Source organism: Denitromonas ohlonensis (genome assembly GCF_007625205.1).
In the GTDB taxonomy this organism is placed as follows: Bacteria; Pseudomonadota; Gammaproteobacteria; order Burkholderiales; family Rhodocyclaceae; genus Nitrogeniibacter; species Nitrogeniibacter ohlonensis.
On sequence record NZ_VMNI01000021.1, the window covers coordinates 17,458 to 39,315 of the forward strand.

Consider the following 21,858-nt stretch of genomic DNA (forward strand, 5'->3'; position numbering starts at 1 on the left):
TACCTATACATGATTTATTAGATTTTTCTGATGCTGCGTCTTGTGCGGGGTTTGGACTCGGGAATGTCTCGATGAACCTGAGCAACAATCTTCGCGGCAAGCTGGCGGCTGATGGCGTCTCCGGTGTAGGCAAGTAACAGGTCTGCGATTCGTTGCGGTTTCTTCCAACCCGCCAGCGAGCCACAGAACCACACCGCCACGCGCCGGGCGATGGTCGCTATATGGTCGTCAGTCTTGTAACGGTCATCTCGACCGTGGTAGGCAGCCGCAAGCCTGATACGGACCTCTTCGCGCTGATCGGTTAGGCGGTCGAGTTCTCGACGGTGGCGGTCGTGCTTGATGATGTGTAGCTCGCGCTCCTGATCGTCGGTTAGCGCGAGTCCTTTGCAAAACCAATGCGGTTCGCGGCGGGGGTGATTCTCTGCGATGTAGTCGGCGGTGCTGAGAAGGGATGCTGCCTTGAAAACGCCTTGCCATCGCTTGAACAGCGGACTATGGCAGGGGTAGCGCGCCGCCAGCCACGCTAGATCAATCGCAAACAGGTCCGCGACTTGAGCGGGGTCGTCGTCGTTGAGATCGGGCAAATTGCGAAACACAGGCGGGATACCTCGTTGCGTGTACTCCAGGTTGATCAGCCACAGGTCGAGCCGGATCGGATGGGGCACCTTGCCTCCAGTTTCTGATGCAACCTGTACGCCGATCTTCGCAGCCAGCGCGCGGCGGTCAAGATCACGCCTTGTGAGTCCCGAGAGTGTGGCCGTCTTGCTGGATAAGTTGTCGCCATCGTCGGCGATAATGTCGCAAAGTCTGCAATAACTGTACAGTTTGGTGTTATTATTCATTCGTTATAACCATTTGCCGCCGCGTGGTCTATGCCCGCTGGCGGCTTTGTTTTTCTTCGATCAACAGTCAGTCGTGACTGAGCGCCAGGGGCACCGGGAAAAGCTGATTCCCTTTCCCGGTGCCCCTGTTATGCGGCTTCGGTCAGTGTCGTATGGCCGAAGCAATCATTGACCAGCGCAAACCGGTTGCCTGCTGCGTTTGTGCCGACGTGAATGACCGCGTGCCCGGCGTTGGTCGTTGCTTCGATTGTCGCGGCTTCGAGGTAGTCCGCTGTCTGTTGCATGCCGATGTTCTGCATTGTTGCTTTTCCTTGTGGTTGATGGGGCGGAACCGCCGCCCGGTCGGGTGCTAGTGCGTGATTTTCTTTGCCAGCGGGCGCATTTGCCATGGCTTACCGTCGTTCGTGTCGGTCGTCGTGTAGCGGCCGGGTTTATGCGGTCCGCGTGTCGCAGGGTTGAGTCTCCAGACTGCGGCGATGAATGCGGCGATGTCTTCGCCGGAATAGCGCGGGTGGCGCTTGCTGCCGCGCTGGTCGTATCCGCACGGCAGCAGAACAAGCCCGCCCAGCTTACCCGGTCCGCCCTCCGTGCCCTGGATGCAATGCGCTAGAAAGCGCTCCCAGCTTCGCAACGTGCCCAGCTTGCTTGTCAGGACTGTTGCGGTTTCGCCTGGGGTGTAAACCTTCGTTGGCGCTGTCACACCTTCCCCTTTACAAGAACGTCGGCATTTTCCGTGACGGTCTGGTAACTGTCCGGCTTCGGAGTGCCGCCGCACTCGGCGATAAGCTGCTGAGCGATTTCAAGCGCTTGCTCGGGCGGGAGGCGATACACCAGCAGGTGCGGGTTGTTCACGATCAACTGAATGAATATCTCGCCCGTGGCTTCGTCGTGCTGCCGGCTGATGGCGGTTACGTCGAAACGCCGGCCGGTGCTGCTTCCGCCGCGCTCATTGAAACCGACTGCACGAAGTGCCTCCATCGCTCTGGGAGACAATTTCATCGTCCCGAGTTTGCGCCCCTTCTCGAACTCCACGAACCGCGCCAACTCTTCAAGTGTGTAAAAAGCGCCGCGTCCAATCATGGTGAAGCCTATCCGATGTGGTGGGTTGCGGTCGGTGCGACGGTTGTTTATCAACGCCTGCTGCCAGTGCTCAACCGTCTCATCGGGGATTTGCTCGTGCAGATATTCTGCTGCTGCACGGGTGTTGTGGATGGTCTGCTCTTTCATTGCTGCCCCTATTGAAATGATGACGTACTATATCATTTTATCGAGTCATTGTAAAGTCATGTTGTCTAGCATTTGACTCGTTAGACGGCGTCCGTTACTATGCTCATAAGTTGTAAGTTGTGAGCCAGTCGGAAAGCAGGGTATTTGCCTAGCTCACAAGGTACGAAAGAACGTTATGAGCTAGGTGCATCACGGCCGGGTAGGTTGTGAGCCACTTCAGAAAGGAAAAAACCATGTCCGCACGTATCGCGTATTTTCGGGTTTCCACCATCGATCAGGCCGTCGAGGCACAACGCGCTGCACTTGGTGGGTCGTTCGATAAAGAGTTCGCCGACGAGGGCGTTAGCGGGTCGATTCCGGCCGCTAAACGTTCCGGCTTCTCCGATCTGTTGAAGTTCGTTCGAGAGGGCGATACGGTTTTCGTGTACGCCGTCGACCGCCTTGGGCGTGATGCGCTTGATGTTCAATCAACCGTTCGCGTCCTGCTTGATAAGGGCGTGAGCGTCGATGTGCACGGTCTCGGGGTGATCGGGCGCGGTGTGGGGGAGCTGATTTTGGCCGTGTTGGCCCAGGTTGCCGACATGGAGCGACACCGCATCAAGGAGCGGTGCAACGCTGGTCGTGTCGCAGCGCGTGCTGCATTGGCGACAACAGGCAAGACGCACCGGGGGAAGGCCGGATTGGGCCGACGATTCGCCGGGGATGCGAATCAAGTCAAGAACTGGCGCATCGAAAACAGCGCCAGCATCGCAACGACTGCCGAGTTCTTCGATCTCTCGGTTAGCACTATTAAGCGGTACTGCACTGGCTGAGCCAGCTTGGGGCAATGTCCGCACTGGGTGGCAATGGTTGCTGAGCCAGTTGCAGCGCTATTAGACAGCACCGCCTCTAATTCAGGGGCGCTCTTGCTGGTGAGTCGGTCAAGTCACAGAAGCGGCTAGTTATCAGACATCCAGAATTCGTAGATCTGATTATTGGAGTTCTCTCTGAAGTGCTTTCTGAAAGCAGACTAGATCTGAAACTCGCCCGGCCCTTTCATATGCGTCTTGGTAGTGTTGGGCGGAATAGGCACACGATATAGCTTTCGGGGCGATCGGGCGCGAAGTTTTCAAATTGGCGCTAAAGCCAGCGGCCTTCAGTCGTTCCTTGACTTCGTTGACTCGATAATCGAATAACGTCATTGCTGGGTCTGATCCGTCCGGATATTTTTTCGTGCATTCATCCCCGTGCGGGCTATCGCATCCTACCATGCCGCAGTGGTGTTGCAGCCGCGAGGCTAGATACTCGTTCAAGGGTTTTGCGGTTACTGGAAATGTCTTATGTAGCTTGTGAAATCCGTCGTACACGTACTGAACCGCTTCAAAAATCTTCTCGCGGTCGGCAGTTCTATTGCACCGCTCCAACAATGGGCCATATACATCGACGGCAGCAATGAACAAGGAGTTAAAAACCTCATGATCTTCCTTCATCTGACTTTCATTTGACCAAGCGGCGGCACTTGATACAAGCAGAGCCAAAGCGATTATGCGGAGTTTCACTTAATTGAGCCCAGGTTGATTGAAGTGCAGTGATTGCGGAGGGTATGGCGATTTTCCCGCGAAGTCAAACGCTTGGCGCGGCATGGGTAATAGAGAACCTAGGTGCGAAGCGAGGCGGGAAGCCTTTAGCATCACCCTGTTTGGAGAAAGCCCTCAAAATCCGTTTATAGACCGCTGGCGGGCTTTTTGCGGTAAAGCTACTCTCCACGTGCTAACGAGAGCTAAAACTGCATACGAGCGTTCTGATGTGTTTGAGGGTGATTCGTACCGCAATAATATTCATCAAGCTCCACCTCCACCCATTTTCGAGCACGACGGTTTCCCACCGCGTTACCGATGTGCCAGCGCCAAGCTGAACCGGCCTTGGTTGCGGTGGCGAATGAGGTTGCTGACGGAGTGTCTCAACGATCGAGATCTTTGTTCAGGTACGGCACTCGGCCGTCTGGGGTTCTGAAATTGCCCTTGGTCATGGTCGTGTCACCGACCTGCTGGCAGTGAAAATTCAACATCGAATTTCGCCATCTCGATGTCCGCCTTCAGTGTGGCGAAGTCGAACATAGTCAGCGCATCACCGCCATCGTAGTTCCGGTCATGTGCGTCTTCATACTCATGACCCGCGAGTCTGGTTCGCCTGTCTTTCGGTACGTGAGCCTTGCGCAGTGCGGAAATCAGCGTTGAACGGAAGCTGTGGAATACCTTGCGACTGCGAACTTCTAGCTCGCCCACTCCGCACCCTCTACGGTATGCGGTGAATGCCTCGGATGGCTTCGCGCTGAAGTTGCCCGGCCTTGCCGGGTCTTCTGGCAGCTCGGGGAATATTCGGCCATCGTTGATTGTGGCAACGTATTCGAGAAAACCTAGTTCGATCAACTTACTGTGTATCGGAACGATGCGTCGTGATGCTGTGTTTTTTAGCCGCTTGCCGTCCTCATCAAGAATGCTGATTGTCGGGATGCCGTCATGCTCCCCGACATCTGTCTTCGTGAGTTGGCATAGCTCGTTCAGCCGCGCCCCGGTGTGCAAACCGAGAATCGGCAACCAGTATTCGGACGGAGTGCTAAACAGTTGCTGGCGGTACGTTTCCGACTCAAACAACGATTTGAGGTCAGCAAGGTTGAACATGACATAGCGGTTTTTTTCGATCTTTCCGGGGTACTGGAACAGATCGTCAAAGTTATCCCCTGTGATGCGTTTTTTCTTCGCCCATTTGAATAACGCGCCCGCGCGACCTAGGCGTTTCTTGCGGTTGTTTGGCGCGCCCCCGTTAGGGGCGTTCAGCACATGGGTTTGGAATTCGTTGATGTCGTCGGCGGTGATGTCGGCGATGGGTCTGTCGCCGACAACCTCAATCAGAGTTCGCACGTGCGGCCAGTGGTCGTATTTGGCGGTATTCTCGCCATCTTTCCACGCGCTTGTCGCGATTTTATCGGCCTTGTAGCCGTCCCATACGTCGGAAATGGTCTTGCCGCCCTTCGACTGCGGTGTGGGCGTAGGCGTGGGCGTAGGCGCTGTGGGCAAGTTTTGCAGGGCGGTCGCGATGACCGAATTCACCGCGTCTCGGTCGTCGGGTTTGGCGTCGGTGACGCTGATTGACGTGACCTTCCCGAACTCGTTCAGGTCAATCTTGAAGCCGAAATCAATCTTGATCGTGTCTGAATCGAAATCTTGAGGCATGGCGCGGAGTCGTAGGAACAGATTGTCGGTGTGGGCAGCGTAGGCGCGGGCGAGCATGATAGCCTCCCGCCGCAACCCGGTGCCGAGACTTTTGACGAGGTAGGGCTTGCCTATTGCGTGGCGAAGGTCATCCGGCACGCGTCGCCGGAAGTAGAGCATGGTTCCATGCCGTGACTTGATGAGGTAGTTTCCGGCCATGTGTCACACCTTTGTGTCACACCCGGTGCGGCTTTCGACGTGAAAAAGCCGCTGAACCTTGCGGATCAACGGCTTCGGTGTCTGGTGGTGGTGATGGGCGGAATCGAACCGCCGACCTATGGGTTATGAATTCTAGGGTCTGCATATCTACCGAGGTTGATGGTGGTATATAACTAGATGTTTTTAAACCATTTTAATGTATAATTCAGCCTTCATCTGTGGGTTGGTGTTGATCAAATTTGATCTATTCTGCTACCCCTGTGCTACCCCGGCGCTACCCGGGGTCGAAAATTTGGGAGGTTCAAAATGGCAGAAACGATCAACTTCACCAAGGCTAAGCTCGATGCGCTTCCCCTGCCGAGCAAGGGGCTGCGTGACGAGTACTGTGATGCCAAGCAGCCGTCTTTGCGGCTACGTGTGACCTCAACGGGCGTGAAGACTTTCTGTGTGCTGAAGCGCATCAGAGACGGCGGCATGAATCGGATCACGCTGGCCCGTTACCCCGAGATGACGATTGAGCAGGCGCGGCGGAAAACCGCTGAGACCATTGGCAAAATCGCGGAGGGTGGCAACCCTGGCGAGGTGCGCAAGGCGCTTCGGTCTGAGCTCACGTTTCGCGAGCTTTTTGGGGAGTTTGCTGAGCGTCACGGAAAGAAAAAACGCGCATGGGCTGCTGATCTGCAGCGTTATCGAGCCTATCTGGATCGGCCCCTCGGGGCGCGCAGGCTGAGTGAAATCACCCCCGCAATGGTTAGCCGCATATTGTCGGACACAGAGCAAGCGGGGAAGGCCAACGCGACAATCAACAACATCCGCGCGCTGGCATCGACCATTTTCGCGAAGGGGATCGAGTGGGGGTACGCTGAGACCAACCCTGTCAGTGCGACCAAGGCTCGTAAGAAGGTGAGCAGAGATCGTTTTTTTCAGGCTGACGAGTTGCCCCGCTTTTTTGCCGCATTGATGGCAGAGGCCAACGACACGGTACGAGACTATTTTCTCGTGTCGCTGCTGACGGGTGCGCGCCGAGCGAACGTCCTTGCAATGCGGTGGGGGGAGATCAACTTCAGTGACCGAGTCTGGCGGATTTCCCATACGAAGAATGGTGACCCGCAGAACGTTCCATTGGGCGATGAGGTGATGGCTGTTTTGGGTCGCCGGCAGAGTGCTGTAGGGGCTGGAACTGAGTTTGTCTTTCCCGGTCAGGGCGGAAGTAGCGGACATTTGGTGGAGCCGAAGAAAGGCTGGAAGCGGATTTTCGACCGAGATGAAATCTCGATGCTTACGATCATGATTGCCGAGACGGGGCGAACGTTCGGCCCGAAATGCAACGCCAAGACGGGCGGCGAAGTTTTCGAGTCGCTGGAAGCTCGGGTGCAGCGGGCGCGTGAGATGGCGAAGGGACTGGGTATAAAGATCGACGGTGTTCGTATCCACGATGTCCGTATCCATGACCTGCGAAGAACCCTTGGCAGTTGGCAGGCGAAGACCGGGGCGTCGCTGCCCATCATCGGGAAGAGCCTGAATCACAAGAGCCCCCAAGCGACGGCAATCTACGCCAGACTCGACCTTGATCCCGTTCGGGCGTCGGTCGAAAAGGCTACCGCTGCGATGCTTAAGGCGGGTGGGGTTGTTGATTTTTGTGGAGCATCGACGGACTAACGCGTCCGCCGTGCTCGGTCCTCAGGGGCGCTGCAAAGGCATGCTGCTGGCTTCCCTACCCAACTTGCGTCGGGGGTGTCCCTGACAGGTCTTGAAGTGCTGAGAGGAGGTGGCTCTTGGCGTTCAGGGGGACAAGCCAGTTCTTGAACTTTGGTTGCCACCGGCCCCCTAACATGCGCACCAACGAGCTGAGTACCGTATTGAGTGCGGGGTCGTAAGGTGACCAGACGGCCAACCCAAACGGTCGCTCAATCACATCAACCATTCGTTGCTGAATCCTGAACCGCATGCGGGGCGCGGGGAGGTTCACGCACGGCGCTTCTTGCGGCATGGGGGCTGAGAGTGCTGCAAGCATCGCCTTAGTGTGTGCTTCCTGTCGAAGCGTCAGTTCGTCGAGCACCCGAATCCATTGCTTGTTTGCGATGTCATCAATGATCGCTTTAGTCAGTTGGGGCCAGTCCCATCGTGTGTGCTGAAAGTCAGCGAGGTTGATCTCCAGTGTGGCGACGCCCATTTCATCGATTGTGCGGGCTTTGTTTGAGTCGACGAAATGGGTCACCGCGATTTCGACAAATAGCAGTGCGTTGCCTACCGTTGCGACAATGTCAGGACGTATTTTTCCAATGCTCTTCTCTGCTTCGGCCGAGTCGATGTCCAGCCACGTATGAGGGCGGAGTGCTTCGGCCGTTGCTGAGCGCCCGTCCGGGAGTTCTACTGTCGCCTTTGCGCACATTTCCGGTACTGACAGCCCTCCGTTCTCAAGAACGATCTGTTTTGCTGCACGGTGCAGGGCAGTTTCAGCACCACCTTCGCAGTCTGCCCCTGAGGCGTGAGCGAAATGCCATTCTCGAACGTCACCCTGTCGGGCTAGTACAGGCTCGCCGCACTCCGGGCAGACGCAGTCGCACGCCAGACCGCGGGCGACCTCATCAACAGAGCGAACGCGCATACCCTTGTCTATGGCAAACGACTGAAGCAAACTCGGCTTTTCCATTTGTAAATCTCCAATTCGATGGGTGGTTCCGCCGTCCATTTTTCCGATCCCTTAGCTCAAAAACAGGGGGAGAACGGGGTTAAAACGGGGTTTGACGTGTCTCAACCATTTGAATTATTGGAAGAAATAGTTGCCGGCTGGAAGGAGAGTGATCGACTCGATGTGCTGCTGCTACGAGCAATCTGCGTGTTGTCGATGTCTCACCCTGATCAAATTGACGATGGTTTTCCCTCGCACGACATCGTCGAAGAGGTCGGACGGCTTCGGGGGCGGCCTTGGTCAAGTGGTGATGACAAGAACCAGATGTCGGATGACGTGCGTCGATACTGGAACAAGCTGCTGGCGACGTGGGAGGCGAAAGAAGAAGGAATTATCCAGCGCCTCGCTGATGCGGGGGCCTCTTGGGTTCCGCGTCTGGGTAAGACGGAAGGGGGCGGGGCTGGTCGGCCGTCTCGCTATCGTGTCGAGTGGTCTTCGCGTGATGCGGTTCTGCCCGCTGCTACCGCGTTGGTAGAGAGTGCAGCATCTGGAAGCGGAGGCGTGCAGGTCCGGTATATTTCAGAGGATATTGAAGAGGCGGGAGTTTTGGCGCGGATGTTCGCCCGTGGATACCACCTGAAAGGTTGGCGACGGTGGGTCTACATGGGATTGTTAGGCGGCCCCATGTTGCTGTGTTGGCTCGCTACGATCGATGTACTTTATTGGATGGCGACCGCTGCGACTATTGGGGGTAAAACGCCTCTTACGGCAGTTTTGTCTATGGTCGTGGCGTTTTTGGCGACGTGGTCTGTAGTTGGCTCCCTACTATTGCTTGGGAAGCACAACATCGTCATAGCGCCTTGGTGGATGCAGTCGGATGATGATGATCGCTTGCTTGAGCGCCGCTATCCGCCTCGGTATTCGCAGAAAATGATCAAGGCGGTTCGCTACACGACACAGTGTCCGCTTTGTGGTGGGCGGGTGTCGGCAAAGTCCGGCGGCTTTGAGTTCTGGGGGCGACTTGTCGGGCGGTGCGAACATGCGCCCGATGAGCATGTTTATTCGTTCGATCACGTCACCCGCAACGGCCGTTATTTACGGTGATGCGGGGGTGCTTCCCGGTCGCGTATAGAGGTGTTTTTGAAAACCCGAGAACACCCGGCCGATCTCGTCGGGTGCGCCCAGGTCAGCGACTGCGTCAGCGATTGAGTCGTGGTATTTCAGCCGGAGCAGCGGGGTTAGCTTGGTCTGATCGAGTTCATCAACACCGACGCTGATGTAGTGCGACAAGACGAAATCGAGGAAGTCTTGCTGCTTGCTGTTGTACTTGCTGCCGATCGTTGCTGAGGCGTGGGCGGCGCGGTCTTCGCGGGTTACGGGCGTTTCGGCATATGCGACGTGTGCGAGCACGTCGAACAGGTCGCAGTTCTCAGCGTTGATGATCTTCTGCATTTCAGCCAGCTGGTCTCTGCCGAAGCCTTTTTCCGCCAGCCCTTCAAGTAGTCGTTTGCGGGTGTCGGGGGCGCTCCACAGGGCGCGCAGCTCATCTTCGTCGCGAAAGAATTCGGGCAACTTGCCGAACAGCGCTTCCATGAATTGCTGGGCAGACATCGGGGTGCCGTCGGGGTGCCAGAAGCTGGTCGAGGTCATGTGCTGAATCTGCCGTTCCTTGCCGTCGGCCAGCTTGATCTTCGCTTTTTTCTTGCAGGTGCACGGGCGGTTCCCGCATTTTTCGCAGGGCGCTGTCTCTTTGTCGCACCCGCAGGGTTGTTTGCCGCACACGGGGCAGGGGTCGGGTTGCGTGGGTTTGGTGCAAGTGCATGGGGTGTTGCCGCACTGTGAGCAGGTTTCGGGTTCAAGCGGTTCCCCGTCCCATTCGGGGTCGCTGAAGTGGTGATGTGCTTTCACGAAATCGTAGATCGTGAAGTAGTCTTTGCCGTCGTAGAGTCGGGTGCCTCGCCCGATGATCTGCTTGAACTCGATCATCGAGTTCACTGGACGCATCAGCACGATGTTGCGTACGTTGCGGGCATCGACCCCGGTCGAGAGCTTCTGCGAGGTGGTCAGAATGGTCGGCACACTCTTTTCGTTGTCTTGAAAGTGTCGTAGATGCTGCTCGCCCAGCGCCCCGTCGTTTGCTGTCACGCGCTGACAATAGCTGGGGTCGGTGCTGGTCTTGATCTGGTTGATGAGGTCGCGCACCGCGAGGGCGTGGTCTTGAGTTGCGCAGAACACCAGCGTCTTCTCGCGCTGGTTGATCTGTGACATGAAGATTTCGACCCGCTTCTGTTCCCGCGCTTTGATTTCGATGATCTTGTTGAAATCCGCTTCTTCGTAGCGCTTGCCGGCCTCGACCTCGCCCTCGATCACCGTGTCGTCAGCGGTGTACACATAGTCGTCGAGTGTCGTCGCGATTTGTCTGACCCTGAAGGGGGTCAGATACCCGTCGTTGATACCGTCTTTCAGCGAGTAGATGAAGACCGGTTCACCGAAGTATGCGTAGGTGTCGACGTTGTCGCGTCGCTTGGGCGTCGCAGTCAGTCCCAGCTGCACCGCTGGGGCAAAGTAGTCGAGAATGCCGCGCCAGTTGCTTTCGTCGTTTGCGCCGCCCCGGTGACATTCGTCGATGACGATGAAGTCGAAGAAATCGGGCGGGTAGTCGCCAAAATACGGGGTGTCCCCCGGTCCGCTCATGAAGGTCTGAAAAATCGTGAAGAACACGCTGCCGTTTTTCGGGACTTTGCCCTTCTTGCGAATGTCAGCGGGGTCGATGCGTACCAGCGCATCATCGGGGAAGGCCGAGAACGCGTTGAACGCTTGGTTCGCAAGAATGTTGCGATCAGCGAGAAACAGAATGCGCGGGCGTCGCGTGGGTTCGCTGTCGCGTTTCCAGTCGCTCAGGTTCCAGCGACTCTGAAACAGCTTCCATGCGATCTGAAACGCGATGAAGGTCTTGCCGGTGCCGGTTGCGAGGGTCAGCAAGATGCGCGACTGATTTGCGCTCAGTGCCGCGAGCACTCGCTCGATTGCGATGTCTTGATAGTAGCGCCCCTGAAAATACCCGCCCCGGTCTTCGAAGGGCACGTTCGCGAAGCGGTCGCGCCACAGGTTCTGGGTCGCAAAGCAGCGCGCCCACAGGGCATCGGGGGAGGGGTAGTGTGCGACCTCGCCCTCTGCCCCGGTGTGCATGTCGATCTCGTAAATGCCCTGACCGTTGCTTGCGTAGGTAAAGCGGGTCGCGAGTTTGCCCGCGTATTCTTTCGCTTGCCCCACGCCCTCGGTCAGCGCTTTGTCCCACGCTTTCGCTTCGAGCACTGCCAGCTTGGTGTTGCGGTACTCCAGCACATAGTCAGCGGTCAGGGCTTTGCCGCGCTTGCCTCGCCCCTCGATCCGCCCGAGCGTAATGGGGTATTCGCGCCGTACGCGGCTCCCCTCAACAACGCCCCAACCCGCTGCTGCGAGTGCGGGGTCGATGCGCTCTGCGCGGGTTTCCGCTTCATTCATGTCGTGCCTCGCCCGGTGCGAGCATGTTCATCACCAGCCGGATCATGGTGTCTTTGTTCGCGGGGTCAGATTCCGCCACCAGCAGGGCCAGCGCTGCCAGCCCGATGTCGTTGATTACCGGGTTGCCCTGTGCGTCGAGTAGCCGAGCGTTGCGGTTCAGAAAATCGACAAACAAAAACGCAGCGCTGCGCTTGTTGCCGTCGCTGAAGGGGTGGTTCTTGATCACGAAATACAGCAGGTGGGCCGCTTTCGACTCGATGCTCTGGTACGCGGGTTCCCCGAACACCGACTGATCGAGGTTGCCCAGCAGGGCGCCCAGCGCGTCGTCGCGTTCGCGGGCAAACAGGTCGGTGGCCTCGCCCCGGGCGATCAGCTCGGTCTTGAGCTGTGCGAGCGCTGCGCGGGCGTCGTCAGCGGTGGGCAGCGTGCCGCCGCGCTGCTCGGGCGGTTCGGTCAGCAAGCCCTCGTCGTAGCGTTGCAGCAGCAAAAAGGTCTGTGCGTAGCGGGTGACAATGTCGATCAACCCGCGCCCGGTGTCGTTCAGCAGCTCAGGGCTCTGCGCAGCCCGCTTCACCAGTTGCAGCGCGGCTTCGAGTTCGCGGGCGTTGGTTTCGAGTCGCTTGCGGTTGAGCGTGTAACCCTGCGTCAGATGGTCGCGCAGGGTGCGCGTCGCCCACTGACGAAAGCGGGTGCCCTGTTGCGACTTCACCCGGTAACCGACCGAGATGATCACGTCGAGGTTGTAAAACTTCACCGGCTTGTCAGACCCAGCAATGTGCAGATGTTGCACATTGCTTTCTGCGTCCAGCTCGCCTTCCTTGAACACGTTGCCCACATGACGCGTAATCACCGAGCGCTCACGCCCAAACAGCTCGGCCATCTGCTCCTGACGCAGCCATACCGTCTCGCCGGCCAGCCGCACCTCGGTCACGGGCGCGCCGTCTTCCGCCTTGTAGATCAGAATGTCGTTGCTGCCGCTCGCGTCCATGATCGCTTCCGTCGTCAAGAGCGCATCATAACTGACCCGAGAACGCTTGATGCAGCAGGGATTTTTTCAGATCGTCGAGGGCAGCAAGCTTTTGACGGTAGAGGGATTCGAGGCGTTGGGTTTCGTCTCGCAACGATTGAAACCGTTCTCCCAGTAGATTCTGGAGTTCCAACGAAGGGACCGGAACCGGAAACTTTCGTAACTCAGTCAGCCCAACAAACTCCTGCGCCCCCCCCTTTGATACCGACTGAACATGCCTTGCAGCCTGCGGGGATTTCAGGAAATAGAGCAGAAACCGCTGATCAACTGCCGGATTCTGCTTCACTAGACCGACGTTCTTGATGCTGAAAATTTGCTCTTCATCAACAATGCAGGCCATGCCACGGTTTGCACCGATCATAGAAATCAAAATATCTCCACAGGCAGCGTTCGACCTTCGATAGAAGTTGTCGTGATCTTCTTGCAGGATAAATTTTGTCTTTTCCAATGAGAGGCCATCTTCGCGGATGTTCTTTTGCGTTACGAATGGAATGCCCTCATCCACATATTTCGGGGAATCATGCGTTCCATCTTTGACCTCGCACACGGCGCCCAGCGGTTTCTCCACCCACCCCTCACCCCGCTCCGTGAAAACGGATTGCAGGTGGCTTTCAAACAAGGCGCGGGCGTTCTGGAGATTCTTTTCGGCGTTGGCTTTGGCGGTGGCGATGCCGTCGAAGGCTTTGTCGAGGAGGGCGACGATGCGGTGCTGTTCGGAGAGCGAGGGAAACGAAATGATCTGTGCCTTCACGTCACCATCTGTAACCGCAGGATAACTCGCACCCTTCTGGAGGCTCTCCATCTGCCTCGTAAAGTTCTTGGTGAATAGCGAGTAGAACAAGTAGCGATGGTTGATTTCCGGCCTTGGTCGAAGCACAAAGTAGCCTGTGCTACAGACTTGCCCATCGAGCCACTCCGGGACAACGGCGATCCGTTGCAGTGTGGGGCGAATGGTCGCAAAAAGAACGTCGTTCGCCCTCACTAGCTTTCGCGCCCTGCTCGGCGCGTCCTTTCCCATGAGGCGTTGAGTCGCCCCAATCTGAAACGTTGCATTTGAAACGCTTGAAACGTCGATGTATTCGAATTCCCTCTGTGGCGACTGCTGTGGATTGACCGTTTCTGTTTTTTGCAGAACTTCGCCGAACGGCTTTGTTTGCCACCTCGCCTTCATAGCAATGCCCTGATCTTCGCCAGCACCTCGGCGCTCTCGGCATCCAGCGCGGAGATCTCGTCCATGATGTCCTGCGGGCTGCGGTGAATGACTTCCTCGCCGCCGTTGGGGTTCTTCACCGACAGGTCGTAGGTCGCGGTGTCGATGGCCGCCGCATCGACGCGCCAGCTTTTGTCCGACGCTGCCTGCGTTTTTTGCAGTTTTACAAACTCGGCGAGATCGCCGTCGTTGAGCGGGTTGGTCTTGCCCATGTTGCGACCGGGGTCGAGCTGGTAGTACCAGGTCGTGCGCGTGGGGGCGCCCTTCTCGAAGAAGAGCACCACGGTTTTGACGCCCGCGCCCTGAAAGGTGCCGCCCGGGCAGTCGAGAATGGTGTGCAGGTTGCACGATTCAAGTAGCAGCTTGCGTAGGGAGACTGACGCGTTGTCGGTGTTCGACAGAAAGGTGTTCTTGATGACGACGCCCGCCCGACCACCCGCTTTGAGCATCTTGATGAAGTGTTGCAGAAACAGGAATGCCGTTTCGCTGGTGCGGATCGGGAAGTTCTGCTGCACTTCTTTGCGCTCTTTGCCGCCGAAGGGTGGGTTGGCGAGGATCACATCCATGCGATCCTTGTCTTGAATGTCGGCAAGGTTCTCGGCGAGGGTGTTGGTGTGGGCAATGTTGGGGGCTTCGATGCCGTGCAGGATCATGTTCATGATCGCGATGACGTACGCGAGCGATTTCTTCTCTTTGCCGTAGAAGGTGCGGGTTTGCAGGGTGTTGAAGTTGCTGGTGGTAAGCCCCGAGAAGCCCTTCATGTAGTCGAAGGCTTCGCACAGAAAGCCCGCTGACCCGCAAGCACCGTCGTAGATGCGTTCGCCGATGGTGGGTTTGATGACTTGCACCATCGCGCGAATGAGCGGGCGTGGGGTGTAGTACTCGCCCCCGTTGCGCCCCGCGTTGCCCATGTTTTTGATCTTTGCTTCGTAGAGGTGCGACAGCTCGTGCTTTTCGGTCTGCGAGCGAAAGCGTAGGGCGTCGATGTGGTCGATGATTTCGCGCAGGTTGTAGCCGCTGTGAATCTTGTTTTTGATCTCGCCGAAGATTTCGCCGATTTTGTATTCGAGCGTGTTCGGGCCGCTCGCCTTCTGCTTGAAGCCGTGCAGGTAGGGGAAGAGCTTGCGGTCGACAAAGTCGCGCAGGTCGTCGCCGGTCAGCGCGGTGTTGTGGTCGAGCGCGCCGCTTGCGGTTTTGGGGGCTGCCCAGCTTTCCCAGCGGTAGGGCGCTTCAAGCAGGAAAGCGTAGGTCTTGCCCTCAAGCGCGGCTTCGGCCGCTTTGTCTTGCTCAAGCCCGTCGAGGTACTTGAGAAACAGCAGCCAGGAGGTCTGTTCGGTGTAGTCGAGTTCGGTGGTGCAGCCGGCCTCTTTCCAGAGGACGTCATCGATGTTTTTGAAGGCGAGTTCGAACATGTAGGGCCGCGTGTGATTGAGTTCGGGCGTAAGGGTATCACTGAGAGAACGCCCTCCGAGTACTCCCCTTCGGAAGCGTCGCATGGCGGCCCTCAAACGCCCCGTGGTGCACGCCGCAAGGGAATTTGCTACGACCCTACGTGAATCAGGTTTAGTGCCCGTGGCGACGCTCTGGCGGCTCAGTAGATGAGCGGGCTAGAACCCCGTCATCGCAGGGTCGAAGAGGTCGCAGAACTATAAGGACCGACAGTGACAAGCCCGATGACGATGGAACGGTGGCCTACGGGGTGTCGCGCCATTTCTAAGACATCCACCTTCCCGGGATGCTCGATATACAGGCGCTGTCGCGGGGCGGTTGTTCGGGCGAATAGTGATTTGCGTCAAAACCGCGATTATCGGGTGCATCTTGTAGGCGCTTTGGTGACATGTCGTATCGATTCAGCGTATGACGCTGGGCGGTGTTCGGGCCGTGCTGTGATCTCGATACTTGCTGCTGTGTCACCGCTTGGTGATGACGACCAACACAGACCGACAGGAGGTGTATGTGACAAGCCCGAACAAGAAGATCACCATCGCAAAATTCTTGACCCGCACGATTGAAGCGTCGCACAAGACACAGAAAGAGATCGCCACAGAGATCGGCTACGAAAACCCCAACATCATCACGATGTTCAAGACCGGGGCAACCAAGCTCCCGATGACGACGGTGGGGCCGATGGCGACTGCATTGGGGGTTGATCCGGCCTACCTGCTGCGGCTCGCGCTGTCTGAGTACTGTGCTGAGACCTACAACGCGATCGAGCGTTGTCTTGGTTCGCCGATTCTGACCGAGCGGGAGCGGTTGATGATCGAGTCGTTTCGTCGCTGCACCGATGACGCTGATCCGCCGGTCATTGTTTTTGACGGAAAGAGGGCGGTGGCGGTCGCTTTCGCGTAGCGGTTCTGTGGCTGTAAGCGTAAGGGGGTGCGGCTGATTCAGCCGCACCCCCTATGGTAGATTCTATAAAGGAGTACAGATGGCGGGTCAGAGATTTCCCTTGAAAGGGTCGTTTTTGACCCGCCATCTGTATCAAGCAGCAGTGCGAATCGGTACTTCTGACCCAGCAGGTGTACCAACGTGCCCTCGTGGTAGGGGCAAAGAAACGACTTTTCCACTTCTGCTGAGAGGTTCGTCTTCATCGTTCTCTGGCGCGGTCATTTTGGTGCTGAAGGGTGCTTTCGTGGTGCTCCATGTTCGAAGCGCTGTGGGGCTGCTGCTAACATCCAGCTTGCCCGAACACTCGTCAATGCCTAGCCAGGTGACCGCGTACAGCGTCGCGAGCTTTCGACCCCCTTGCCGGGTCACTACGATGAATCCGTAGTGCCGCAGCTCCTTGAGCGCTTTGCTAAGCGTTGCCTTTGAGCGCCACCCTTTGGGCTGCATAATCGACCATGCCGCGCACAGGTCACCGTTGTTGGCACCTCGGTACTGACCAAATAGGTTGATCAACAGCTTGACGCCGTAGGCCGACAGTGCACAAAAATTGGGTGAATCCTGAACTGCGAAGGGCAGGGCAGAGAAGGGGCCTGTCGGGCGACGGTTTTTGTGCTTGATGAGTTTTTTCGCCATGATCAGCCCCCCACCGAGAAAGCTGCGTTGCGTTGAGGGGCTCCGTGGGTGATGGTCGTGCCGTGCGTTCGGGCGACGGCTGAGCGAAGACTGAATGTGAAGGTCATCATGCAGCCTCCTGGCGGATCAGGTTGGCCTCAATGAACGCCTCGATGTCCGAAAGTCGGTACATGACGCGGCGACCGATCTTTACGAAAGGCAGGTCGTAACGTCCGTTGCACGCCCAGCAGGCGAGGGTCTGGGGGCGGATACCCAATGCGGCGGCAGCGTCGTCGCGGCTGATGAGTTGTGGTAGTTGAATGATTTGTGCTGACATATCGAGTGCTCCTTTTTTATGCCGTCGAATTGACGGTGGGGCGAATATCTCGATTTTCTGTCGCTGAGTCGTGCCGACAAGAGTCTTGTCAGCAGTGACTTAATTCTTGTCGCTACTTTCTATTTGCTCTTTCGCGGTTTTTGCGGCGCTCACGGCTTCTCGAATGGTTGCGAGAAGGTTCTGGCGAGAGAATCCGCGGGCGGTTTCGGGTGGGAAGCCGCAGGCATCTCTGAGGCCATCTAGGTGACTTGTCAGGGCTTCGCAGTTGAGGTTGCCGCTTCGGGTTAGTTGTGGAATCGAGGCGTCGTCAACGCACCTTGCAAGCTCTTGGATCGCCCAACCAAGGAGGGCTAAGCGCTTCTCTTCGTGGTGTTTGCCTCGCGCGTCAGCTTGGGGGGCCGCGTTCGGGCTGCTTGCGTCGTTGGCGTTTGTGCTTGGATCGGCTTGGTCGAATGTCGCCGCAGAATTGGCGAAGTGATGACGTCGGGTAGTGCGATCCAAGACCCTTTCCTCGTCTGCCCATTTAAGGATCGCCGATGCGTCGACTTTTTCGGCGTTGTTATTGTTATTTACTATTGCTAACGACAAGTTTAATAGATCGTCTGCTGTCGCCGGGTCGTTAGCATTGAAGTGGTCGATCATGTCGTTGTCGATCTGATGCTGAGACACGACTCCGACACGGGCGATCCCGGCCACGATTGGACCCGGCTTGTAGCCCCGAATGAGGCACGCCGCTTCGAAGGGGCTCCAGTGCTTGTGAAGCCGGAAGTCGCCATGGAACTCGTCGTCGTCCGTGAGGTAAAACTCAATGGAGGCGGGCAGAGCTGGCCCTGTCGAGGTGGGAGGCTTTGAAGATGAGGGCATTCGATACCGGTTAGTCAGCGATGCAGCTGGAGGAGCGTTTTCGGTGCTGAGGCGGCGCGCTGCTACCCCGGTGCTACCCCGGCTAAATGAGAAAGGGGCTTGCATCGCTGCAAGCCCCTGAATTTGTTGGTGGTGATGGGCGGAATCGAACCGCCGACCTATGGGTTATGAATCCATCGCTCTAACCGTCTGAGCTACATCACCGCCGAGCCCGGCATCCTATGAGAGAGCCTGTGTATTGTCAAGGGGTTGCGGCGTGATTTGTTGGTGTGGGGGCGGCGGTTTTCGGGCTTGATTTGGCGTGTTGAATCAGGTGCTTGCATTGACTTTTCGGGGGGCTTCGGCGACCATCTTTGCCTTGCTGACAAAGGGTTTCGCCTCCGGCGAAACGGTTCGGGTCCTGTTTTGATTTCTCGTTTTACTGCCTTGTTTGCCGCGTTGGCGGCATGCCTCTTGTCTTCTGTTGCGTTGGCGCAAAGCCTGCGGCAGTTGCCGGACGACGTCGTGGTGACCACCATGGTGGCCCAGGGAGGCGCCGCGGTGATACTCGGCGAGAAGAAGGTGATGCTGTCGCCGGCGGCGCAGGTGCGCAACGCAAATAACATGATTGTGATGCCGTCGAACCTGTACGGCAGCCATGTGGTGGGCGTGAAGACGGACTTTCAGGGCATGGTGAACCGCATCTGGATCCTCTCGCCGCAAGAGCAGGCCGCGCTGGCCAAGCGCAAGAAGTAAGGGGCGGCGATGAAGAAGGTTTATATCCGCACCTTTGGCTGCCAGATGAACGAGTACGACTCGGACAAGATGGTGGATGTGCTGGGCGCGGAAGAGGGGCTGGTCAAGACCGACTCCCCGGAAGATGCCGATGTGATTCTGTTCAATACCTGTTCGGTGCGCGAGAAGGCGCAGGAGCGGGTGTTTCATGATCTGGGCCGGGTGCGGCTGCTCAAGGAGCAGAAGCCGGGCCTGATCATCGGTGTGGGCGGCTGTGTGGCAAGCCAGGAAGGCGACGCGATTGTGAAGCGCGCGCCGTATGTCGACCTGGTGTTCGGCCCGCAGACCTTGCACCGCCTGCCGCAGATGATTGCCGAGCGCAAACGCTCGGGTCGCTCGCAGGTGGATATTTCTTTCCCTGAGATCGAGAAGTTCGACGCCATGCCGCCGGCGCGGGTCGATGGCGCGAGTGCCTTCGTGTCGATCATGGAAGGTTGCTCGAAGTACTGCAGCTTCTGTGTGGTGCCTTATACCCGCGGTGAAGAAGTGTCGCGCCCGCTGGACGATGTGCTGACCGAGGTGGCAACGCTGACCGCGCAGGGCGTGAAGGAAGTGACGCTGCTGGGCCAGAACGTGAATGCCTGGCGTGGCACGCTGAACAAGGGCGGCACCGAAATCGGCGACTTCGCGTTTTTGCTCGAGTGCGTGGCGGAGATTCCCGGCATCGAGCGCCTGCGCTACACGACTTCGCATCCGCGCGAGATGACGCCGCGCATGTTTGAGGTGTACGAGAAGTTGCCGCAGCTGGTGTCGCATTTGCATTTGCCGGTGCAGTCGGGCTCTGACCGCATCCTGGCGGCCATGAAGCGCGGCTATTCTGTGCTGGAGTTCAAGTCGGTGGTGCGCAAGTTGCGCGCGGCGCGGCCGGATCTGTCGCTGTCGTCTGACTTCATCGTCGGCTTCCCCGGCGAGACCGAGGCGGATTTTGAAAAGACCATGAAGCTGATCGACGAGGTCGGTTTCGATTCGTCCTTCAGCTTTGTGTATAGCTCGCGCCCCGGCACGCCGGCGGCGGATCTGGACGACCCGGTGCCGCACACCGAGAAGCTGGCCTGGCTGTCGCGCTTGCAAAAGCGTATCGACGAGCAGGCACAGGTGATCAGCCAGTCCATGGTGGGTTCGGTGCAGCGGGTGCTGGTCGAGGGCGTGTCGAAGAAGTCGACCGAGGAGCTGGCAGCGCGTACCGACAACAACCGGGTGGTCAATTTTGTGGGCAATCCGCGCTTGATCGGTCAGTTTGTCAACCTCACCATCACCTCCGCCTTGCCGCACAGTTTGCGTGGCGACATCGTGACGCGGGAAGTCTGAGTGGCCAAATCACTAGAGTTGGTCCTCGAGCCGCTGGACAACGCCCGGCTGGTCAATCTGTGCGGCACGCTGGACGAGAACCTGCGCCAGATTGAAACGGCGTACGAGATCGCGATTGCCCGTCGCGGCGAGCATTTCACCTTGCTCGGCGCGCCGGCCAAGGCGCAACTGGCGATGCAGGCACTGCGGCATTTTTATGCCCAGTCGGGCGAGCATCTGAGCGTCGATGACATTCAGCTCGGGCTGGTCGAGCTGGCCAATGCGGCTGACATGCCCCAGAAGGCGCCGACCCTGCTGACCCGCAAGGCCGACTTGCACGGGCGCACGCCGCGCCAGGTGCAGTATCTCAATCAGATCCAGGAGTTCGACATTACCTTCGGCATTGGGCCGGCGGGCACGGGCAAGACCTTTCTTGCCGTGGCCAGTGCGGTCGATGCGCTGGAGCGCGAGCATGTCGAGCGCATCATCCTGACCCGACCGGCGGTCGAGGCGGGTGAGCGGCTGGGTTTTTTGCCGGGGGATTTGAACCAGAAAGTCGATCCCTATCTGCGTCCACTCTACGACGCGCTCAACGATCTGCTCGGTTTCGAGCGGGTGGGCAAGCTGTTTGAGCGGGGTGTTATCGAGATCGCGCCGCTGGCCTTCATGCGTGGGCGCACGCTCAACCGCGCCTTCATCATTCTCGACGAGGCGCAGAACACCACGCCCGAGCAGATGAAGATGTTCCTCACCCGCATCGGCATCGGCGCCAAGGCGGTGGTGACCGGCGACCTGACCCAGATCGACCTGCCACGCGGCAATCACAGCGGACTGCGCGAGGCCTGCGATATCCTGGCCAGTGTGCGCGGCATCGCGTTTACCGAATTCCTCAAGGAAGACGTGGTGCGTCACCCGCTGGTGGCGCGCATCGTCGAAGCCTACGAACTGATGAACAAACGCCGCGACAAAGCCGCGCGGGAGCGCAACAAGGAGCGCAGCAATGACGACGAATGATCTGCCGACCTTCAACGCCATCGACAGTCGCGGTCGCAGCCGTGTGCTCAAGGCTGAGGCCATCGAAGTGCGCTGGCCGGATGGCCGCACGCTGACGCTGAGCCTGCCGTTTGCCGACGAGGGCGACATCGAACTGCAAGCCGAGGCGCCCGCCGGCGTGCCTGTCATTACGCTGAAACCGGCGGCCTGCAATCTGGTCATGCTGGATGTGGACACCCTCATCGACGGTGTGGACGCCGACGCCGAGCCGGTGCTGACGCTGACCGTGCAGAACGCGGTGCCGGCCGAAGAAGAGCCCAAGCGTGTGCGCCCCAAGAAGAAGCTGATCCGTGAATGGGCGAACGCCGCCTTGATGCGCGATGCCAATGTGACGCTGCGTTGGGTGGGCGAGGCCGAAGGCCGCAAGCTGAACGCCGACTACCGCGACAAGGATTACGCGACCAATGTGCTGACTTTCGTCTACGATGAATCGGACGGCGCGCTGACCGGTGACCTGGTGATCTGCCTGCCCGTGGTGGTGGCCGAAGCCGAGGCGCAGGGCAAATCGCTGACCGCACATCTGGCGCACCTGGTGGTGCACGGCATGCTTCACCTGCAAGGGATGGATCATGAAGACGCTGCCGACGCTGAGGGCATGGAAGCCATGGAGCGCGAGATTCTCGCCGGTCTGGGCTACCCCGACCCGTATGCTGAATGACCGTTTAGCTGTTACTTATTTTTGTTGTGAGTC

Annotated in this window: 22 protein-coding genes and 1 tRNA gene; 8 read left to right on the top strand and 15 right to left on the bottom strand. The window is 58.0% G+C overall.

Going from position 1 to position 21,858, the window contains the following annotated elements; translation table 11 throughout:
* Window positions 1–17: 17 nt before the first annotated feature.
* The 4 genes from FHP89_RS18495 to FHP89_RS18505 all read right to left on the bottom strand — a co-directional run bounded on the left by FHP89_RS18495 (window position 18) and on the right by FHP89_RS18505 (window position 2,069).
* On the bottom strand, window positions 18–842 hold the full coding sequence (locus tag FHP89_RS18495; protein WP_144179418.1) for a hypothetical protein: 825 nt from the start codon (window positions 840–842) through the stop codon (window positions 18–20).
* A gap of 128 nt (window positions 843–970) precedes the next feature.
* Complete coding sequence (locus tag FHP89_RS21005; protein WP_186300385.1) at window positions 971–1,141, bottom strand: hypothetical protein; 171 nt, start codon at window positions 1,139–1,141, stop codon at window positions 971–973.
* Window positions 1,142–1,191: 50 nt separating this feature from the next.
* Window positions 1,192–1,542, bottom strand: a complete 351-nt coding sequence (locus FHP89_RS18500; protein WP_144179419.1) for a hypothetical protein — start codon at window positions 1,540–1,542, stop codon at window positions 1,192–1,194.
* On the bottom strand, window positions 1,539–2,069 hold the full coding sequence (locus FHP89_RS18505; protein ID WP_144179420.1) for a hypothetical protein: 531 nt from the start codon (window positions 2,067–2,069) through the stop codon (window positions 1,539–1,541). Before FHP89_RS18505 ends, FHP89_RS18500 begins: the two co-directional genes overlap by 4 nt.
* A gap of 233 nt (window positions 2,070–2,302) precedes the next feature.
* Here FHP89_RS18505 and FHP89_RS18510 point away from each other — a divergent pair, with 233 nt between their 5' ends.
* Complete coding sequence (locus tag FHP89_RS18510) at window positions 2,303–2,881, top strand: recombinase family protein (RefSeq protein WP_144179421.1); 579 nt, start codon at window positions 2,303–2,305, stop codon at window positions 2,879–2,881.
* Between the two features lie 159 nt (window positions 2,882–3,040).
* Here FHP89_RS18510 and FHP89_RS18515 read toward each other — a convergent pair whose 3' ends face one another.
* Both FHP89_RS18515 and FHP89_RS18520 read right to left on the bottom strand, forming a co-directional pair.
* Window positions 3,041–3,538, bottom strand: a complete 498-nt coding sequence (locus FHP89_RS18515; RefSeq protein WP_144179422.1) for a hypothetical protein — start codon at window positions 3,536–3,538, stop codon at window positions 3,041–3,043.
* Between the two features lie 546 nt (window positions 3,539–4,084).
* Complete coding sequence (locus FHP89_RS18520) at window positions 4,085–5,479, bottom strand: site-specific integrase (RefSeq protein WP_144179423.1); 1,395 nt, start codon at window positions 5,477–5,479, stop codon at window positions 4,085–4,087.
* Between the two features lie 306 nt (window positions 5,480–5,785).
* On the opposite strand from FHP89_RS18520, the gene FHP89_RS18525 reads away from it, so the two are divergent.
* Window positions 5,786–7,138 carry a tyrosine-type recombinase/integrase gene (locus FHP89_RS18525; RefSeq protein WP_144179424.1) on the top strand — a complete coding sequence of 451 codons (1,353 nt, stop codon included), beginning with the start codon at window positions 5,786–5,788 and terminating at the stop codon, window positions 7,136–7,138.
* Window positions 7,139–7,193: 55 nt separating this feature from the next.
* On the opposite strand, the gene FHP89_RS18530 is transcribed toward FHP89_RS18525, so the two are convergent.
* The gene (locus FHP89_RS18530) at window positions 7,194–8,171 is read right to left on the bottom strand and encodes a competence protein CoiA family protein (protein WP_144179425.1); all 978 of its coding nucleotides are present in this window, start codon (window positions 8,169–8,171) and stop codon (window positions 7,194–7,196) included.
* Between FHP89_RS18530 and FHP89_RS18535 the strand changes: the two genes are divergently transcribed.
* The gene (locus FHP89_RS18535; RefSeq protein WP_144179426.1) at window positions 8,151–9,215 is read left to right on the top strand and encodes a hypothetical protein; all 1,065 of its coding nucleotides are present in this window, start codon (window positions 8,151–8,153) and stop codon (window positions 9,213–9,215) included. The two genes, FHP89_RS18530 and FHP89_RS18535, sit on opposite strands and share 21 nt — an antisense overlap.
* Here the strand turns inward: FHP89_RS18535 and hsdR are convergent.
* From hsdR to FHP89_RS18555, 4 genes are read right to left on the bottom strand one after another with little or no spacing between them, the layout of a single operon-like run.
* A complete protein-coding gene (gene hsdR / locus FHP89_RS18540) occupies window positions 9,207–11,615 on the bottom strand; it encodes an EcoAI/FtnUII family type I restriction enzme subunit R (RefSeq protein ID WP_144179427.1) in 2,409 nt (802 codons plus the stop codon). The two genes, FHP89_RS18535 and hsdR, sit on opposite strands and share 9 nt — an antisense overlap.
* Window positions 11,608–12,603 carry a virulence protein RhuM/Fic/DOC family protein gene (gene rhuM / locus FHP89_RS18545; protein WP_144179428.1) on the bottom strand — a complete coding sequence of 332 codons (996 nt, stop codon included), beginning with the start codon at window positions 12,601–12,603 and terminating at the stop codon, window positions 11,608–11,610. Before rhuM ends, hsdR begins: the two co-directional genes overlap by 8 nt.
* Window positions 12,604–12,628: 25 nt before the next feature.
* On the bottom strand, window positions 12,629–13,813 hold the full coding sequence (locus FHP89_RS18550; protein ID WP_144179429.1) for a restriction endonuclease subunit S: 1,185 nt from the start codon (window positions 13,811–13,813) through the stop codon (window positions 12,629–12,631).
* Complete coding sequence (locus tag FHP89_RS18555; protein WP_144179430.1) at window positions 13,810–15,264, bottom strand: class I SAM-dependent DNA methyltransferase; 1,455 nt, start codon at window positions 15,262–15,264, stop codon at window positions 13,810–13,812. The genes FHP89_RS18550 and FHP89_RS18555 overlap by 4 nt, the downstream gene beginning before the upstream one ends.
* Window positions 15,265–15,808: 544 nt before the next feature.
* Here FHP89_RS18555 and FHP89_RS18560 point away from each other — a divergent pair.
* Complete coding sequence (locus FHP89_RS18560) at window positions 15,809–16,201, top strand: XRE family transcriptional regulator (protein ID WP_144179431.1); 393 nt, start codon at window positions 15,809–15,811, stop codon at window positions 16,199–16,201.
* Between the two features lie 132 nt (window positions 16,202–16,333).
* Here FHP89_RS18560 and FHP89_RS18565 read toward each other — a convergent pair whose 3' ends face one another.
* From FHP89_RS18565 to FHP89_RS18580, 4 genes are all read right to left on the bottom strand, one after another.
* Complete coding sequence (locus tag FHP89_RS18565; RefSeq protein ID WP_144179432.1) at window positions 16,334–16,873, bottom strand: hypothetical protein; 540 nt, start codon at window positions 16,871–16,873, stop codon at window positions 16,334–16,336.
* A gap of 106 nt (window positions 16,874–16,979) precedes the next feature.
* On the bottom strand, window positions 16,980–17,189 hold the full coding sequence (locus FHP89_RS18570) for a helix-turn-helix domain-containing protein (RefSeq protein WP_144179433.1): 210 nt from the start codon (window positions 17,187–17,189) through the stop codon (window positions 16,980–16,982).
* A gap of 99 nt (window positions 17,190–17,288) precedes the next feature.
* A complete protein-coding gene (locus tag FHP89_RS18575) occupies window positions 17,289–17,831 on the bottom strand; it encodes a hypothetical protein (RefSeq protein ID WP_144179434.1) in 543 nt (180 codons plus the stop codon).
* 349 nt (window positions 17,832–18,180) lie between these two features.
* Window positions 18,181–18,257 (bottom strand) — tRNA-Met (locus FHP89_RS18580).
* A gap of 87 nt (window positions 18,258–18,344) precedes the next feature.
* On the opposite strand from FHP89_RS18580, the gene FHP89_RS18585 reads away from it, so the two are divergent.
* The 4 genes from FHP89_RS18585 to ybeY are packed head-to-tail and all read left to right on the top strand — an operon-like array spanning window position 18,345 to window position 21,825.
* On the top strand, window positions 18,345–18,788 hold the full coding sequence (locus tag FHP89_RS18585) for a hypothetical protein (RefSeq protein WP_144179435.1): 444 nt from the start codon (window positions 18,345–18,347) through the stop codon (window positions 18,786–18,788).
* A gap of 9 nt (window positions 18,789–18,797) precedes the next feature.
* The gene (gene miaB / locus FHP89_RS18590) at window positions 18,798–20,135 is read left to right on the top strand and encodes a tRNA (N6-isopentenyl adenosine(37)-C2)-methylthiotransferase MiaB (RefSeq protein ID WP_144179436.1); all 1,338 of its coding nucleotides are present in this window, start codon (window positions 18,798–18,800) and stop codon (window positions 20,133–20,135) included.
* Window positions 20,136–21,128 (top strand): PhoH family protein, encoded by a 993-nt coding sequence (locus FHP89_RS18595; protein ID WP_144179437.1) that lies wholly within the window; start codon window positions 20,136–20,138, stop codon window positions 21,126–21,128.
* A complete protein-coding gene (ybeY, locus tag FHP89_RS18600) occupies window positions 21,115–21,825 on the top strand; it encodes an rRNA maturation RNase YbeY (protein WP_144179438.1) in 711 nt (236 codons plus the stop codon). Before FHP89_RS18595 ends, ybeY begins: the two co-directional genes overlap by 14 nt.
* Window positions 21,826–21,858 lie beyond the last annotated feature (33 nt).

Excerpts from the sequence above, each read along its gene's own strand:
- FHP89_RS18495 (WP_144179418.1), bottom strand. The coding sequence starts at position 842 with ATGAATAATAACACCAAACTGTACAGTTATTGCAGACTTTGCGACATT.
- FHP89_RS21005 (WP_186300385.1), bottom strand. The coding sequence starts at position 1,141 with ATGCAGAACATCGGCATGCAACAGACAGCGGACTACCTCGAAGCCGCG.
- FHP89_RS18505 (WP_144179420.1), bottom strand. The coding sequence starts at position 2,069 with ATGAAAGAGCAGACCATCCACAACACCCGTGCAGCAGCAGAATATCTG.
- FHP89_RS18510 (WP_144179421.1), top strand. The coding sequence starts at position 2,303 with ATGTCCGCACGTATCGCGTATTTTCGGGTTTCCACCATCGATCAGGCC.
- FHP89_RS18515 (WP_144179422.1), bottom strand. The coding sequence starts at position 3,538 with ATGAAGGAAGATCATGAGGTTTTTAACTCCTTGTTCATTGCTGCCGTC.
- FHP89_RS18520 (WP_144179423.1), bottom strand. The coding sequence starts at position 5,479 with ATGGCCGGAAACTACCTCATCAAGTCACGGCATGGAACCATGCTCTAC.
- FHP89_RS18525 (WP_144179424.1), top strand. The coding sequence starts at position 5,786 with ATGGCAGAAACGATCAACTTCACCAAGGCTAAGCTCGATGCGCTTCCC.
- FHP89_RS18535 (WP_144179426.1), top strand. The coding sequence starts at position 8,151 with ATGGGTGGTTCCGCCGTCCATTTTTCCGATCCCTTAGCTCAAAAACAG.
- FHP89_RS18530 (WP_144179425.1), bottom strand. The coding sequence starts at position 8,171 with ATGGACGGCGGAACCACCCATCGAATTGGAGATTTACAAATGGAAAAG.
- hsdR (WP_144179427.1), bottom strand. The coding sequence starts at position 11,615 with ATGAATGAAGCGGAAACCCGCGCAGAGCGCATCGACCCCGCACTCGCA.
- rhuM (WP_144179428.1), bottom strand. The coding sequence starts at position 12,603 with ATGGACGCGAGCGGCAGCAACGACATTCTGATCTACAAGGCGGAAGAC.
- FHP89_RS18550 (WP_144179429.1), bottom strand. The coding sequence starts at position 13,813 with ATGAAGGCGAGGTGGCAAACAAAGCCGTTCGGCGAAGTTCTGCAAAAA.
- FHP89_RS18555 (WP_144179430.1), bottom strand. The coding sequence starts at position 15,264 with ATGTTCGAACTCGCCTTCAAAAACATCGATGACGTCCTCTGGAAAGAG.
- FHP89_RS18565 (WP_144179432.1), bottom strand. The coding sequence starts at position 16,873 with ATGGCGAAAAAACTCATCAAGCACAAAAACCGTCGCCCGACAGGCCCC.
- FHP89_RS18570 (WP_144179433.1), bottom strand. The coding sequence starts at position 17,189 with ATGTCAGCACAAATCATTCAACTACCACAACTCATCAGCCGCGACGAC.
- FHP89_RS18575 (WP_144179434.1), bottom strand. The coding sequence starts at position 17,831 with ATGATCGACCACTTCAATGCTAACGACCCGGCGACAGCAGACGATCTA.
- miaB (WP_144179436.1), top strand. The coding sequence starts at position 18,798 with ATGAAGAAGGTTTATATCCGCACCTTTGGCTGCCAGATGAACGAGTAC.
- ybeY (WP_144179438.1), top strand. The coding sequence starts at position 21,115 with ATGACGACGAATGATCTGCCGACCTTCAACGCCATCGACAGTCGCGGT.